General features: G+C 64.4%; 13 protein-coding genes. 8 read left to right on the plus strand and 5 right to left on the minus strand.

The features are described from left to right. The first annotated feature begins 98 nt into the window (after nucleotides 1-98). Nucleotides 99-581, plus strand: a complete 483-nt coding sequence (greA, locus tag FJ414_RS08685) for a transcription elongation factor GreA (protein ID WP_140643462.1) — start codon at nucleotides 99-101, stop codon at nucleotides 579-581. On the opposite strand, the gene FJ414_RS08690 is transcribed toward greA, so the two are convergent. The 4 genes from FJ414_RS08690 to FJ414_RS08705 form a co-directional block, all read right to left on the minus strand. After that, entirely contained in the window at nucleotides 578-967 is a 390-nt protein-coding gene (locus tag FJ414_RS08690) for a type II toxin-antitoxin system death-on-curing family toxin (RefSeq protein ID WP_140643464.1), read from the minus strand. The two genes, greA and FJ414_RS08690, sit on opposite strands and share 4 nt — an antisense overlap. After that, entirely contained in the window at nucleotides 964-1,185 is a 222-nt protein-coding gene (locus tag FJ414_RS08695) for an AbrB/MazE/SpoVT family DNA-binding domain-containing protein (protein ID WP_140643466.1), read from the minus strand. The genes FJ414_RS08690 and FJ414_RS08695 overlap by 4 nt, the downstream gene beginning before the upstream one ends. 72 nt (nucleotides 1,186-1,257) lie before the next feature. Continuing rightward, entirely contained in the window at nucleotides 1,258-3,381 is a 2,124-nt protein-coding gene (gene scpA / locus FJ414_RS08700; protein WP_140643468.1) for a methylmalonyl-CoA mutase, read from the minus strand. Next, nucleotides 3,378-4,820: a methylmalonyl-CoA mutase subunit beta gene (locus FJ414_RS08705; protein WP_140643470.1), complete on the minus strand. Its 1,443-nt coding sequence runs from the start codon at nucleotides 4,818-4,820 to the stop codon at nucleotides 3,378-3,380. The genes scpA and FJ414_RS08705 overlap by 4 nt, the downstream gene beginning before the upstream one ends. A gap of 232 nt (nucleotides 4,821-5,052) precedes the next feature. On the opposite strand from FJ414_RS08705, the gene FJ414_RS08710 reads away from it, so the two are divergent. From FJ414_RS08710 to FJ414_RS08740, 7 genes are all read left to right on the plus strand, one after another. Continuing rightward, nucleotides 5,053-6,573, plus strand: a complete 1,521-nt coding sequence (locus FJ414_RS08710; protein WP_140643472.1) for a helicase HerA-like C-terminal domain-containing protein — start codon at nucleotides 5,053-5,055, stop codon at nucleotides 6,571-6,573. A gap of 396 nt (nucleotides 6,574-6,969) precedes the next feature. Continuing rightward, nucleotides 6,970-7,389 carry an AraC family transcriptional regulator gene (locus FJ414_RS08715; RefSeq protein WP_246672344.1) on the plus strand — a complete coding sequence of 140 codons (420 nt, stop codon included), beginning with the start codon at nucleotides 6,970-6,972 and terminating at the stop codon, nucleotides 7,387-7,389. Between the two features lie 191 nt (nucleotides 7,390-7,580). Further along, on the plus strand, nucleotides 7,581-8,036 hold the full coding sequence (locus tag FJ414_RS08720; protein ID WP_140643474.1) for a hypothetical protein: 456 nt from the start codon (nucleotides 7,581-7,583) through the stop codon (nucleotides 8,034-8,036). Beyond that, complete coding sequence (locus tag FJ414_RS08725) at nucleotides 8,033-12,271, plus strand: YadA-like family protein (RefSeq protein WP_140643477.1); 4,239 nt, start codon at nucleotides 8,033-8,035, stop codon at nucleotides 12,269-12,271. Before FJ414_RS08720 ends, FJ414_RS08725 begins: the two co-directional genes overlap by 4 nt. 8 nt (nucleotides 12,272-12,279) lie before the next feature. After that, a complete protein-coding gene (locus FJ414_RS08730) occupies nucleotides 12,280-12,849 on the plus strand; it encodes an invasion associated locus B family protein (RefSeq protein WP_140643479.1) in 570 nt (189 codons plus the stop codon). A 12-nt stretch (nucleotides 12,850-12,861) separates the two neighbouring features. After that, nucleotides 12,862-13,587 (plus strand): hypothetical protein, encoded by a 726-nt coding sequence (locus FJ414_RS08735; RefSeq protein WP_140643481.1) that lies wholly within the window; start codon nucleotides 12,862-12,864, stop codon nucleotides 13,585-13,587. 109 nt (nucleotides 13,588-13,696) lie between these two features. Beyond that, the gene (locus tag FJ414_RS08740; protein WP_246672346.1) at nucleotides 13,697-14,113 is read left to right on the plus strand and encodes a DUF4189 domain-containing protein; all 417 of its coding nucleotides are present in this window, start codon (nucleotides 13,697-13,699) and stop codon (nucleotides 14,111-14,113) included. Nucleotides 14,114-14,181: 68 nt separating this feature from the next. Here FJ414_RS08740 and FJ414_RS08745 read toward each other — a convergent pair whose 3' ends face one another. Further along, a complete protein-coding gene (locus FJ414_RS08745) occupies nucleotides 14,182-15,216 on the minus strand; it encodes a LacI family DNA-binding transcriptional regulator (RefSeq protein ID WP_140643486.1) in 1,035 nt (344 codons plus the stop codon). Nucleotides 15,217-15,252: the final 36 nt, after the last annotated feature.

The raw sequence follows: 15,252 nt of genomic DNA on the forward strand, positions 1-15,252 counted from the left end.
GTCCTGGCGTTTCGCCCTGTCTGTCGCAGGAATCGTGCCAGGGTGACCTTATCGGCAAACCGCTTGTGCAGTCGCCTCGCCAAGCCTAAGTTCATTGTATGAGCAGAGCTTTCACGCGCGAAGAAGACAGCGAGAATGCCATTGCCGGCGTCGGCGAACGGCCGGTCAGCACGCACCGCAATCTGGTGACGGAGCGCGGCCTTGCGATGATCGAGGACAACCTCGCCGAGCTGCGCGACATACTGGGCAAGGCGGAGAGGAAGGGCGACCGCGAGCGCATCGCAGTGGTTTCCCGCGACCTGCGCTATTGGACCGCGCGGCGCGAGAACGCCGAGCTTTCGGTGCCGGAGCCCGGCAGCAACGTGGTGCGCTTCGGCATGGGCGTCACGCTGGAAGGCGACGACGGCAGGAAGGTGCATTGGCGCATCGTCGGCGAAGACGAAGCCGACCCGTCAAAGGGTAGCATTTCCCATGTCTCGCCGATGGCCGTGGCCCTGTTCGGCAAGAAGGTCGGCGAGGTCGTCAAGGTCAACGGTAAGGAATGGGAGATCGTCAAGCTCTCGGACAAGGCAGAGAACTAGTCTTCGAGTTTCACGACATGGTCGCGGAAGAAGGCGGCCGCCCCAGCCTCATCGATCTCACCTGCGGCGACACCCATGACGAATTCGTAGATCGTGCCATTGTCCGCCATCAGGTCGTAACCGTTGATGATCAGGAACGCGCCGGCTGCAACCATGGCCGTGCGCTTGTTACCATCAACGAACGCATGGTTCCTCGCGATGCCGAAGATGTAGGCTGCAGCCAGATCCTCGATAGACGGGTCACCATAGTTGGCCTTGTTCTCGGCGCGGGCTAGCGCGGATTCAAGGGCGTTCTCGTCCCTCAAACCCTGTGCACCGCCATGCCGACGCAATTGCTCGGCATGCATCGCTTCGACTGCGCGACCCGACAGAAACTGCCAGCTCATTCCGCAAGCTTCTGAAGCGCGACTTTGTATTTGTCCATGACCTTGCGGGCGGCTTCCATTTGCCGCTCGAAGCTGTCGTCCACCGGCTCAAGGGCAATGCCCTTGTCCGTTTCAACGATCTGAAGCTGGTCACCCGCCTTCATGTTCAGGCGGTCAAGAAGCTCCTTCGGCAGAATCACGCCTTCGGAATTGCCGATCTTGCGAATGGTGGTGTTCATGACGGAATTATCCTGTTGCAACGATAATTATAACGTCAAGTGACTTATGTTGCAACTGGAATTATAACGAGGTTAACCCTCAGCCAACAATCGATCCATCAGCCGGTTTGCCGCCTCCGGGATGACGGTTCCCGGCGGGAAGATCTCCGCCGCGCCTGCCGCCAGCACCGCGTCATAATCCTGCGGCGGGATGACGCCGCCGGCGACGATCAGCATGTCGGCATGGCCGAGCTTCCTCAGCGCTTCCTTGAGCTCGGGGATCAGCGTCAGGTGCCCGGCCGCGAGCGACGACGCGCCGATGATGTCGACATCGTGCCGCGCCGCCAGCTTGGCGATCTCATCCGGCGTCTGGAACATCGGCCCGACGGTGACGTCGAAGCCCAGATCGGCGAAGGCGCTGGCGATCACCTTTTGGCCGCGGTCGTGGCCGTCCTGGCCCATCTTGGCGACGAGGATGCGGGGCTTGCCGCCGGATTTCTTCTCGAACGCCTCGATCTTCTCCTGCAGCCGCTCGAGCGCCGGGTTGTCGCCGAGCGCCTCGCGATAGACGCCGGAGATCGTCTGCACCGCCGCCGTGTGGCGGCCGAATACTTTTTCCAGCGCCAGCGAGATCTCACCCACGGTGGCGTTGGCGCGCGCGGCGCGGACCGCGAATTCCAGCAGGTTCTCGCCGCTCTCGGCGGCACGGGTCAGCGCTGCGAGCGCATCCTCCAGCACCGCGACGTCGCGTGTGCCTTTGAGCCGCTGCAGCTTCGCCAATTGCCTGGCTTTCACCTCGGCATTGTCGATCTTCAGCACATCGACTTCGATGTCGGTCTGGGGCCGGTGTGCGTTGACGCCGACCAGAATTTGCTCGCCGGAATCGATGCGCGCCTGGGTGCGGGCCGCGGCTTCCTCGATGCGCAGCTTGGGAATGCCTTGCTCGATCGCCGCCGCCATGCCGCCGAGACTTTCGACCTCCTCGATATGGGCCAGCGCGCGCGCCGCCAGATCATGCGTCAGCCGCTCGACATAGGCCGAGCCGCCCCATGGATCGATCATGCGCGTGGTGCCGGATTCCTTCTGCAGGATGAGCTGCGTGTTGCGGGCGATCCGCGCCGAATGATCGGTCGGCAGCGCCATCGCCTCGTCGAAGGAATTGGTGTGCAGTGATTGGGTATGCCCCTGCGTCGCCGCCATCGCCTCGATCATGGTGCGGGTGATGTTGTTGTAAGGATCCTGCGCCGTCAGCGACCAGCCCGAGGTCTGGCAATGGGTGCGCAACGACAGCGAACGCTCGTCCTTCGGCGCAAAATTCTTCTTCATCAGGCTCGACCACAGCAGCCGCGCGGCCCTGAGCTTGGCGACCTCCATGAAGAAGTTCATGCCGATCGCCCAGAAGAAGGAGAGGCGCGGCGCGAAACGGTCGATGTCGAGACCGCCCGCAACGCCGGCGCGCGCATACTCGATGCCGTCGGCGATCGTATAGGCAAGCTCGAGGTCGGCGGTCGCGCCGGCTTCCTGCATGTGATAGCCGGAGATCGAGATCGAGTTGAATTTCGGCATATGCCTGGAGGTGTAGGCAAAAATGTCCGACACGATCCGCATCGAAGGTTTCGGCGGATAGATGTAGGTGTTGCGGACCATGAACTCCTTCAGAATGTCGTTCTGAATGGTTCCGGCGAGATCCTTCTGCGCGACGCCTTGTTCCTCCGCCGCCACGATGTACAGCGCCATGATCGGCAGCACGGCGCCGTTCATGGTCATCGACACCGTCATTTCGTTGAGCGGAATGCCGTCGAAGAGCTGGCGCATGTCGAGGATGGAATCGATCGCCACACCCGCCATGCCGACATCGCCGGCGACGCGCGGATGGTCGCTGTCATAACCACGATGCGTGGCGAGATCGAAGGCCACCGACAGGCCTTTTTGGCCCGCGGCGAGATTGCGCCGGTAGAAGGCGTTGGATTCCTCCGCCGTCGAGAACCCGGCATACTGCCGGATCGTCCAGGGCTGCTGGACATACATGGTGGGGTAGGGGCCGCGCACGAAGGGCGGCATGCCCGGATACGTGTCTAGATTGGCGAGCCCCTTGAGGTCGCCTTGGCCGTAAAGATGCTTCACGGCGATGCCTTCCGGCGTCATCCGCTGGCCTTTGAGCTCGACCGGCGCGCGACGCGGCGCCGACCAGCCGATCTGGCTGAAATCCGGGATCATGACCCGGCTCCGATCGACTGATCGATGCGCACCGGAAACAGCGGCTCGCAGGTCGCGACGCCCTCCGTCAGCGCCGGACGCCGCTCTTGCGGCAGCGTCTCGACCGGGCGCTCCGTGCCGACGCGGTAAAGCGTCGTGCCGACAATGCCGCGTTCGCCCGACCGGTAGGCGCCGTTGCGCTTGGCCGCGGCCGTCTGAACGCGATTTTGGATATAGCCCTGCTGCAGGCTGGCAAGCACGCCGCCCTCGGCCTCGATGCGCTGGAATTCTTCCCAGGCCGCGGCGCAGAGATCGTCGGTCAGCGCTTCGACCGCGCCCGAGCCGCTGGCCGGGTCGACGACGTGGTCGATATGGCTCTCCTCGGCCATGATCAGTTGGGCGTTGCGGGCAACGCGGCGGGCAAAGCCGGCCGGCAGCCCATGCGCGATCGTGTGCGGCAGGATCGAGATCGAATCGGCGCCGCCGGTTGCCGCCGCGAAGGCCGCGATCGCCGTGCGCAAAATATTGGTCTCCGGGTTGGCCATCGTCATCATGCGATAGGAGGTCTCGGCATGGATGCTGGCGGTCGCGGCCGGGATCGAGCAGGCTTCCTGGATGCGCGCCCAGAGCGTGCGCAACGCCCGCACCTTGGCCATCGACAGGAACTGGTCCTGGTCGACGCTGAGCGCGAAGCCGATATAGGGCGCCGCATAGACCAGTGGCTGGCGCGCCTTCTCGAACATCCTGAGATAGGACACCACGGAAGCCATCATCGTGCCGAGCTCCTGCGCCTCGGTGGCGCCGGCATTGTGGAAGACACGGCCGTCGGCCTCGAGCAGCACGCCCGGCACGCCCATCGAGAAGAAATGCGCCAGCGACTGCGGCATCGATTCCTGCAGCGCCTCGATCGAGGTGCGCAGCCGTCCGGTGCCGGCGAAGATCGCCGCCGGATCGATGCCGAAGGAAAGGTTGAGCTTGGCCGGATCGGAACGGCGTTTGCTCAAGAAGGCGAGAAGCCAGTCGGCCACGGCGCGGCTCCAGGGATGCGCGTCGATGCGCACCTGCACGCGGTTGAGCGGCACGCCGTCGAGCACCCGTTCCAACGCTTCCGCGGTGCGCGGCAGGCCGTAGCCGAAGGCATTCGGCGCGCCCTCGAAGACCAGCGACAGACCGCTGGCGCCTTGGGCGATGTCTTCCAGGGCTTGCGCGCTGGCCCGGGCAATATCCGGGTCGTCGACGCGCTGGCTGACGATCCAGGGCGCGGTCGGATTTGTGCGCGGCAACGGCTCGGCGGTCGTCGAGCGTTGTCTGAGCGGCTCGATGCGGATGCCGTCATCGGTGCGGGAGACGAGCTTTTCCTCGAAGGAACCGCCGGCAAGCGCCTTTTCCGCCAGCGCCTGCCAACGCTTGGCGTCCGGGTTCGGAAGGTCGACATCCCTGGTCAAGGCGCCGGCGCCCATCGTTCTCCTCGCTTCTCGGCCGCATCAGCCGGGTTCAGCCAATCTAAGGTCAGGAACCGGATATCACAATGCGTCATCCGGCCAATCGATTGCCAAACATGCGCGGAATCCGCAAGCGCCAAAGGCCGAATTCGCTGCGCCCCAAAATCGATGCTGGGCATTGCCGCATGTGACGAGCGTTACTATACCTCCGAATGCGGCCTTTGAGCGGAACAGATTGCGGAGACAGGATATGGTTGACGAGACCAGCATCTTCATCGGCGCCAGCCGCAAGCCCGACGATTCCTATCAGCGCGCGGAGGAGCTGCTGCTGCGCTACGGCAACCGCCACGGCCTTGTCACCGGGGCCACGGGCACCGGCAAGACGGTCAGCCTGCAGATCCTGGCCGAGGGCTTTTCCAATGCCGGCGTGCCTGTCTTCTGCGCCGACATCAAGGGCGACCTTTCCGGCATATCCATGATGGGCGAGGCCAAGGATTTCCTGGTCAAGCGCGCCGAGCAGGTGAAGCTCGATCCCTACCAGTTCCAGGAATTCCCGGTCATCTTCTGGGATCTGTTCGGCGAGCAGGGCCACCCGATCCGCGCCACCATTTCCGAGATGGGGCCGCTGCTTTTGTCGCGGCTGATGAACCTCACGGTGGCGCAGGAAGGCGTCATGAACATCGCCTTCCGCATCGCCGACGAGGAGGGCCTGCTGCTGCTCGATCTCAAGGACCTGCAGGCGCTGCTCGCCAACATGGCCGACCGCGCCGACCAGCTCAGCGCCCGATACGGCAATGTCACCAAACCCTCCGTCGGCGCCATCCAGCGCACGCTGCTGGTGCTGGAGAGCCAAGGTGCCGCGAACTTCTTCGGCGAGCCGGCGCTGCGCATAGCCGACATCATGCGCACGACGCGCGACGGCCGCGGCGCGATCAGCGTTCTGGCCGCCGACAAGCTGATGATGAACCCAAGACTCTACGCCACCTTCCTGCTGTGGCTGATGTCGGAACTGTTCGAGGAACTGCCCGAGGTCGGCGATCTCGACCGGCCGAAGCTGGTGTTCTTCTTCGACGAGGCGCATCTTTTGTTCGAGGACGCGCCGAAGGTGCTGATCGACCGTGTCGAGCAGGTGGTGCGGCTGATCCGCTCCAAGGGCGTCGGCGTCTATTTCGTCACCCAGAACCCGCTGGATATTCCCGAAAAAGTGCTGGCCCAGCTCGGCAACCGCGTCCAGCATGCGTTGCGCGCCTATACGCCGCGCGAGCAACAGGCGGTGCGCACGGCCGCCGAGACCTTCCGGCCCAACCCCGATTTCGATTGCGCCACCGCCATCACCCAGCTCGCCACCGGCGAGGCGCTGGTCTCGATGCTGGAGGACAAGGGCGTGCCGGCCATGGTCCAGCGCACGCTGATCCGGCCGCCGTCATCCCGGCTTGGACCGATCACGCCCGACGAGCGCCGCAAGATCATCGCCGCGAGCCCGGTCGCCGGCCAGTACGACGAGACCGTCGATCGCGAATCGGCTTTCGAAATCCTGCAGAAGAAGACCAAGGAGGCGCAGGACGCCGAGGCGGCAAAGCAGCGGAACAGCGGCGGCTCGCGCTGGACCATTCCCGGTTTCGACGATGTTTTGGGAACAGGCAACCGGCGGTCCTCCAGCCGCCAGACCGTGGCCGAAGCCGCCATCAAGTCGGTGGTGCGCTCGGTCGGCTCCTCCGTCGGCCGCGCCATCGTACGCGGGATTTTGGGAAGCCTTGCGCGAGGCCGCTGAAGCGAAGAGCCGGCACCGAGCGGAGCGCGACGCGAATCACGCCCCGCAACCTTTGATGTCAGGCGAGGACCCGCTTGCCGTCGGGCGAATCCGTCACGGAAATGCGCCACCCCGGAAGGCTGTCCGCGTTACCTCCCGACGATCAAATCTTACCCGTCGACGGGTGAGCCGCATCAGTGGCAGCTGAAACTTTCCGCCAGGGAATTTTTCCCGGCGGAACCGCAATTTCATGAAATACCAGACGCGCCAAATCATGGCCTTTGACGTGCTGTTGCCGGGGGGCAAACTCGATAGCGCCGACAGCACGTGCGATCACGAATTATTGTGGCAAGGGAACCGAAAGCGCCCTCTAAGGTTGGGCAAAGGCTGCGGAGGGCTGAGCATCAGGAGTCCGAGTTGCGGCGCGATGACGATCTGCCAGCTTGGTATTCGGAAATTCCTGCTGAAAGGCGGCCACTGCTAAACGCGAAAGGCGGGCTGTCGTTCGGCCACACTCGCCTCATGCAGCAATTCTTGAGCGAGAACTTTTCGCGCAAGCTTTCGCTCGCCGAGATGGCGGCCGTGTGCGGGCTGTCCCCCTACCACTTCGCCCGTGCTTTCTCCAAGACGTTCGGCATGACGCCGCATCAATATGTTCTTACCCTTCGCCTTGACTTTGCCGAGAAGCTGCTGGCCGACAGGCGCATCTCGATCACGGACATCGCCTATCTGAGCGGCTTCTCGAGCCAGAGCCACCTCACCACCACGATGAAGAAATATCGCGACGCCACCCCACAGCAGGTGCGGGCAAGGCATGTTCGGTCGCGGTCCGGATAGGGTAACTAATTTAGCAGCATGGAAATTAAGCGGAGCTCTTATAAAGATTCGGCTAAAGTAATTTACTGTTAACCTCCAGAATACCTGCCGTATATTTTCAGATAAACAGCAATTTATTGGAATACGAAGCCCTGAAAACGTGTCTTTCTGCAGCAAATCCGGTATTCGGATTCTAAGCTGGCCGAGGGGACATGAGCGACGACACGGCGATTCGCCGGAGCCTTTCCGAGGAGATCGGTTATTGGCTGGAGTCGGCATCGCGGACGCTTGAGAAGCGCTATGGAAATGGCCTGCCCCTGGCCAAGCAGGACATGCTGCTGGCCCATTATCTCTATGGCCTCACGGCTGTCGTTCACGCGCATGACGCGCCTGCCGTCCATCTGGCGGCGGTGCGGTCCTATCTCGAGCGGCTGATCCCAACGGAGCGGGTTGCGGCGGCGCTTCAGGCTGTGCCCGAGGCGGGTGACGCCTGGCTTGAAAACACGCTCGATCGCGTCGAGGCGATCGGGGAAAAACAGGGCCACGCGCTGCTGGCGCGCGGCGCCGATATCGTCATCCCATTTTCGAGCAGACACGCTTTGGCGGCAGGGTCGGCGGAACCTGCCGTGATCGAGCGCGACCCACCAAAGGAGGCATTCTCGCAATGAACTTCAGGCAGGAACGTATCGCTCAGCGCGGGTCGGCCCGATTTGCCAGCAACTGGGTCTCCGGCGCCGGCGACAGCCGCTCGCTCCGGCGCCGCCTGATGGCGGCGCTGCGCAACGCGCATAGGGTGCTCGGCATGCGACGCAAGGGACATGGGCTCGGCATGCTCGGCGTCGGTAGGATGCTGGCGGCGGCGCTGGGTATGATTGCATTGGGCGGTATCGCCACGCCGGCACTGGCGCAATATGCCGCCGGCGGCGGGTCCGCGACCGCTCCCGAGGCCATAGCGATCGGGAATGGCTCAACAGCCAGCCTTAACTGGGCCATAGCGCTCGGCTTCCAGGCCCAATCGACGGCGCAATACTCTGTCGCTATCGGCCGAACCGCGTCGGCCACGGGCCCCGGTGGCGCGGTGGCGCTGGGCTCCGGCACAATCTCTAACAACATCAACACGGTAGCGATCGGCGTCAGCTCCAGTGCCACCGGGGCAGGCGCCAGCGCGCTGGGCACCTTCTCGGTAGCTTCGGGTGGCAACGCCACCGCCATCGGCGTCAGTTCCTTGGCTAGCGGCAACACGTCCTTCGCTGGCGGCTGGGGGACCCAAGCCACCGGGCTGCGCAGTACTGCGATCGGCAATTCATCGGTCGCGTCGGGAATAGATGCCTTTGCTCAAGGTACTTCCGCCGCCGCAAGCAACCAGAATGCCATCGCGATCGGCTTCCAATCGGTCGCTTCACAGATCAATTCCATCAATATCGGCGGGCGCACTCTTGCGGGAGCGGGCGCTACTGCGCAGGGCGCCATCGCCCTTGGCACGGATGTGACGGCATCTCAGCAAAACACCGTTGCCATAGGCATACTGACCAAGGCGACGGGAACGAGCGCCACGGCGATGGGTAACACGGCCAGCGCCTGGGGCAACCAGTCCATCGCACTCGGCTTGGGAGCGCAGGCGGGCGTTCAGGCCAACACGGCGCTGCCCAACAGCATCGCGATCGGCACCAATTCACTCTCTTCCGGCGCTTTCGCCGTCGCGATGGGTACTACCTCAGTTGCTAGTGGCACCGCCAGCACGGCAGTGGGCAACACCGCCGCTGCCAGCGGCACAAATGCCTCCTCATTCGGGTCTGGGGCGAAGGCGGCAGGAGACAACTCCCTTGCTGCCGGCGTCAACGCCAACGCCAGTGGTATCGCCAGCACCGCGCTCGGCATCGGTTCCAATGCATCGGCGCAGAGCGCCATCGCCGTCGGCAACAATGCCAAGGCCGATTCCGCCGAGGCGGTCGCCATGGGCACCAATGCGGTCGCGACCGGCGGCAAGGCTGTCTCGATCGGCTCCGGCAATACCGCATACGGCAACGGCGCGGTCTCCATCGGCGATCCGAGCTATGCCAGCGGCACCGGCGCCTTCACCGGCGGTGCCAACAACATCGCCAACAGCGACGGAACGGCCAGCGCCACCGCCGCCAACCAGGCTGCCGGCGCGGTGGCGATCGGCAACAACAACAAGGCGATCGGGCAGGGCTCCGTGGCGCTGGGCAACGGCTCTACCGCGGGCGCCGCCGGCCTCGCCGGCAATGTTGCGCTCGGCGACGGCGCGACCGCGGCGGCGAAGTCCGGCGATGTCGCCCTGGGCTCCGGCTCGGTGACCGTCGCGGCGGTCGGCACGAGCGGCACGACGATCGGCGGGACGGCCTACAGCTTCGCCGGAACGGCTCCGACATCGACCGTCAGCATCGGCGCTCCGGGCGCGGAGCGGACCCTCACCAATCTCGCGGCGGGCCGGCTCAGCAACGCCTCGACCGACGCCATCAATGGCTCGCAGCTGTTCGCGACCAACCAGCAGGTGACGCAGAACACCACCGATATCGCCGCCAACACCGCCGACATCACCAATCTCGGCAACACCATCACCAGCATCAACACCGGCGCCGGCATCAAGTATTTCCACGCCAACTCGACGCTGCCCGACTCCCAGGCTCTGGGGACGGATTCCGTCGCGGTCGGTCCCAATGCGGTGGCCAACAATGCCGGCGACGTCGCGATCGGCCTGAATTCCGTATCCGGAACCACGACCAATGTCGGCGGCACGACGATCGGCGGTGTGAACTATACCTTCGCCGGCGGAACCCCGGCCGGCGCGTTCTCGGTCGGTTCGGTGGGCGCGGAGCGCCAGATCCAGAACGTCGCGGCCGGGCAATTGAGCGGTTCCTCGACCGACGCGGTCAACGGCTCGCAGTTGTTCGCGACCAACCAGCAGGTGACGCAGAACACGACCGACATCGCGGCCAACACCGCCGACATCACCAATCTCGGCAACACGATCACCAACATCAACACCGGCGCCGGCATCAAGTATTTCCATGCCAATTCGACGTTGGCGGATTCTCAGGCGCTGGGGACGGACTCCGTCGCGATTGGCCCGAATGCCATCGCGAACAACGCCGGCGACGTGGCTATCGGCTTGAATTCGGTATCGGGCGCCACGACCAATGTCGGCGGCACGACGATCGGCGGCGTCAACTACACCTTCGCCGGCGGAACGCCGGCCGGCGCATTCTCGGTCGGCTCGGTGGGCGCGGAGCGCCAGATCCAGAACGTCGCCGCCGGGCAGTTGAGCGACTCCTCGACCGATGCCGTCAACGGCTCGCAGCTCTTCGCCACCAACCAGCAGGTGACGCAGAACACCACCGACATCGCCGCCAACACCGCCGACATCACCACGCTCGGCAACACGATCAACAATTTTGCCGGTGACACCTCGTCCACCTACACGGACGCCAATGGCGAGGGCATCCGCTACGTGCGCACCAACGACACGACGCTTCCGGTCACCGATGCCTTCGCGCAAGGGATCGGCTCCTCGGCGCTCGGCTACCAGGCGACGGCGTCCGCCGCCAATTCCCTGGCTCTCGGCCGCGGCACCGCGGTCACCATAACCGACGGTGTGGCGCTCGGCTCCGGCTCGGTTTCCGACCGTGCGGTCGCGCCCGTGTCGGGGTCGATCCTTTCCGGCACCGGCCTCATTCCCTACAACACCGCGGACATGACCCTGCTCGGCGCCGTCTCGGTGGGCACCTCCACCGCTTATCGCCAGATCATCAATGTGGCCGACGGCACCGAGGACCAGGACGCCGTCACGCTTCGCCAGCTGAAGGGCGCGCTGAGCTCCTTCGCGGTGACCGGAAGCATGTACTTCCACGCCAACTCGACCGCGTCGGACTCGCTGGCGGTCGGCACCGATTCGGTAGCGATCGGTCCACGCACGACCGTCAATGGCGACAACGGCATCGGCATGGGCAACGGCGCCATCGTCCAGCAGACGGCCCCCGGCGGCATCGCGATCGGCCAGACCTCGACTGTCAATGCGGCAGACAGCATCGCGCTAGGCACGAACTCGACCGCCAACGGCACCCAGTCAATGGCGCTCGGCGCCGGCGCCACGGCCAACGAGCCGGGCAGCGTCGCTCTCGGCGCCGGCTCGACGACGGCGGCTGCCGTCGCCACCACCGGCACGACGATCAACGGCGTCGCCTACACCTTCGCCGGAACCAATCCGACGAGCACGGTGAGCGTCGGCAGCGTCGGCAACGAACGCACCGTCACCAATGTGGCCGCGGGCAGGATCAGCGACACTTCCACCGATGCCATCAATGGCAGCCAGCTCTACGCGACCAACCAGGCCGTCGAAGCGGTGCAGGGGAGCGTCGGCAACCTGAATGAGTTCGCCGTTCAATATGACAAGAACCCGGACGGCACCAAGTCGAACTCGCTGACGCTCGTCGGCGGTGACGTGAATGCGCCCGTTGTCATCCACAATGTCGGCGCCGGCACCGCTGACACCGATGCAGTCAACGTGCTGCAGCTCAACAACGGGCTGGCGACAACGTTCGACAACTCCAAGACCTACACCAATCAGGTGGCGGCCACCACGCTGCAGCAGGCCAATGCCTATACCGACTCCAAGCTCAGCCAGCTCAACATGGACATGGGCGAGGCGCGCGGCGAGGCGCGGCAGGCCGCCGCGATCGGCCTGGCGGCTGCTTCGCTGCGCTACGACGACCGCCCCGGCAAGCTGAGCGTCGCGGCCGGCGGCGGCTATTGGCGCGGCGAAGGCGCCGTGGCGTTCGGCGCCGGTTACACGAGCGAGGACGGCCGAGCCCGGGCGAACCTCTCCGGCACGACGGCGGGCGGGCACTGGGGTGTCGGCGCGGGCGTCAGCTTCACCCTGAACTGAGTCTGCTGATGACCAGGCAAACAGTCCTTGCCGTAATATCGGTGGTTTGCCTCCTTCTGTCCGGCCCGCACGCGGCCGGGCAAGGGGCGGCCCCTGCCTACAGGATAAAACCTTCCGACGTCGCGGTGCCTCCGGACGTGAAGCTTGGCGAATATCAACGCATCACGCGTCCGTTCGAGAACTGGACGCTGATCTGCGACGAGAACCTGCAGGCCAGGAAGAAGGTATGCAACATCAGCCAGTCCTTCATCGACCAGGGCCAGGCAATAATCTTCAGCTGGTCGCTTGCGGCCGACGAGAAGGGCAAGCCGTTCATGATATTGCGCGCGCCCAGCGCGGCAGGGGCAGGCAGCAAGCTTTCGCTCAGATTTGCCGGCCGCAAACAGCCGGTCGACGTTCAACTGCAAGGCTGCGACGCGTCGGTTTGCGTCGGTTATCTACCCGTCGGCCCGGTGCTTCGCGAGCAGATCGGCAAGGAGACGATGGTCCAGGTTTCCTATTCCCTGCCGTCGGGAGCGACCGTCAGCCTCGATGCCCCGTTCAAGGGGCTCAAGACCGCGCTGTCGGCCATCAACTAGAAAGACCTTGAGATGACACGCCAATCCATCGAGGACAGAATCCTGACGCACTCCCAGCCGGTCGCGCTGCCGGAGCCGCCGGCAAGTGCGCCGCCACAGCGTTCGCCAGGCTGGCGCCTGGTGCGAAACACGGCGCTGCTCGGCGCGTTCGCGGTCTTGGTCGCGGCGGCGGTGATCCTGTCGCTCCGTCTCTATCCCGCGCTCGGTACATTCGTCGCCGGCACGGCCTCCGCGCAAGCACAGGCGCCCATGCAGGGCGAGCCGGCGCAAGCCGCGCCTGCGCCGGCGGATATCGCGGCGAACAAGAATCCGTTTCAGGCGCATGTCGCTCAGGCGGGCGTGCGCACCTGCGCCAATCTCTTTACCACGCTCGGACAGGCTCTGACGGCAGGATCGACCTATGCGGTCCAGACGCAATGGGACAAAACTTCGCCGGATGCCCATGCGGTGCAGGCCGTGGCCGGGATGAGCTACGATCTGCCGGACTACAAGACGCAGGCCGCGGGCGTCGTCTTTGCTTCGCCCGTCGGCCAGACCTGCGAGGGCGGCTTCGTGCGCGTGGCGCCGTTCCAGCGCTCTTGCCAGGAAGTTGCCGGAACGCTCCCGAAAGGCAGCCTGCTGGCGGACAATCTTTCGAAAACGATGCTTTTCAACCTGGCCAACAATGGCGGCCAGGCGCTGCTGGTCCCCACCGGCAATACCTGTGTCGTCGTCTCGGTGGCCCGCATGGGCGGCTAGCGGCCAGCCGTGATGGTCGATTCCTGGACAGCTGCAATTGGGAGCTACGAAAATGCTGATCAACCGTCGCCTCTCATTCCCGCTGCTGGCGGCTTTTGTCGGACTGACAATGGCGAGCCAGGCCGCTGACCTGGTGGCGCCGCCGCCGGCGCAGACCGGCGAGGAGAGGGGAATCTGGGGCGCGATCGCCTACTCGCCGGGCGACGGCAGGCACGGCTTCTTCTGGGGCGCCGACAAGCGGCAGGAAGCCGAAGACATCGCGCTCAAGCACTGCGAGAATGCGGACGGCGCGGGCTGTAGGGTGGTCGAGGTGTTTCGCAATCATCGCCATTGGGACGATGATGACGGCACCGGCTTTCCCTATGAGCATTGCGCGGCGCTTTCAGTCGGCAAGAGCCGTGGCCCGGCGACCCCGTTCTGGGGTGTCGCGTCCGCCACGACGCGTCGCGAAGCCGAGGACAAGGCCAAGGCCGAATGCGGCGGTAAGGAGAAGCAGTGCAAGATCCGCGAATGGGTCTGCACCTGAGCGTCGACAACGCTGCAGCCTGCATTAGATGTTCTGCCGCGTGAAGTGGAAGGCAGCGGCCCGCTGACTCAGATATTCTCCGGTGTGACTATTTCGAAAGGTATCGACCGCTGAAGGGTCGCGAATGGTGCTTGTGGTCCAATGACATCGATCATGGTCTGCACGAGAAGGGCGGAGGTCGCTTCAAGGGGGTGGCAGAGAGCTGCCGTGATCAATCCTTCGGACAATCCTCTGCGGGTCTCGGGCCCAATGTCGCGGCATACCACCTTGATCCCCGATCGCCTCTCGGAAGACACTTCCCTCAAGGCGCGAAGCACGCCTGTGATGCCGCCGCCAACAATTAGAATCCCCACCAGATCGTCCGTCGTCTTCAGCAACTCGGCCACCATGCGATAGGCCTCGCTCGATTCCTCGTGAGTGGGGCGGCTCTCCTCCACTGTGAGCCGAGGCGCGTGCTCGCGCAAATAGGAGCGGAAGCTGGCGTCCGAGACATCCTGGCATTGGTAGCGATGATTGCCGATGAAAACAGCGATTCGACCAGCCCCTTGGGTCGTTTGCGTGATCAGGAATGCTGCGGTGCGCCCCAGCTTCCAGTTGTCGGTGCCTACATAGGCCGCCCTTTCCGGTGCGGATTGATCTGTGATGTAGGAGACAACCGGCTTACCCATCTCCTTGAGGGAACGGATGGCCTGGCCAATGATCGGGTGATCCGCCGCGACCACCGCCACAGCGTCGCATGCATCGCCAAGCGCGATGAGCCGGCTCGATATCGTCTCCGGCGTCAAAATATCCACGAAGTCGACGACAGGGTCGATGACCTCGTCCCGCCGCTCGCGGCAGGCGGTGACGATCTTCTTCCCGAACAGTTGATAGAGGTCGCGGGTCGACTGCTGGAGCAGGAAACCCAGCCGGTAATGCGGCGAGATTTTTCGCGCCCGGTCATCGATCGCGCCGATGCCGTAAAAGCCAATTTCTTCCGCGGCGCTTTGCACGCGCTGGACTGTTTTCGGCCGCACGGCAACCGTGCCGCCCAGAATTCTGTTCACCGTCGCCACCGACACGCCTGCCGCGGTAGCAAGATCGTGGATTGTCGGCCGCTTCATGAACGCTCACCCTTCTCTGTATCATCATGATTGAAA

This window comes from Mesorhizobium sp. B3-1-6 (assembly GCF_006439555.1).
GTDB lineage: Bacteria > Pseudomonadota > Alphaproteobacteria > Rhizobiales > Rhizobiaceae > Mesorhizobium.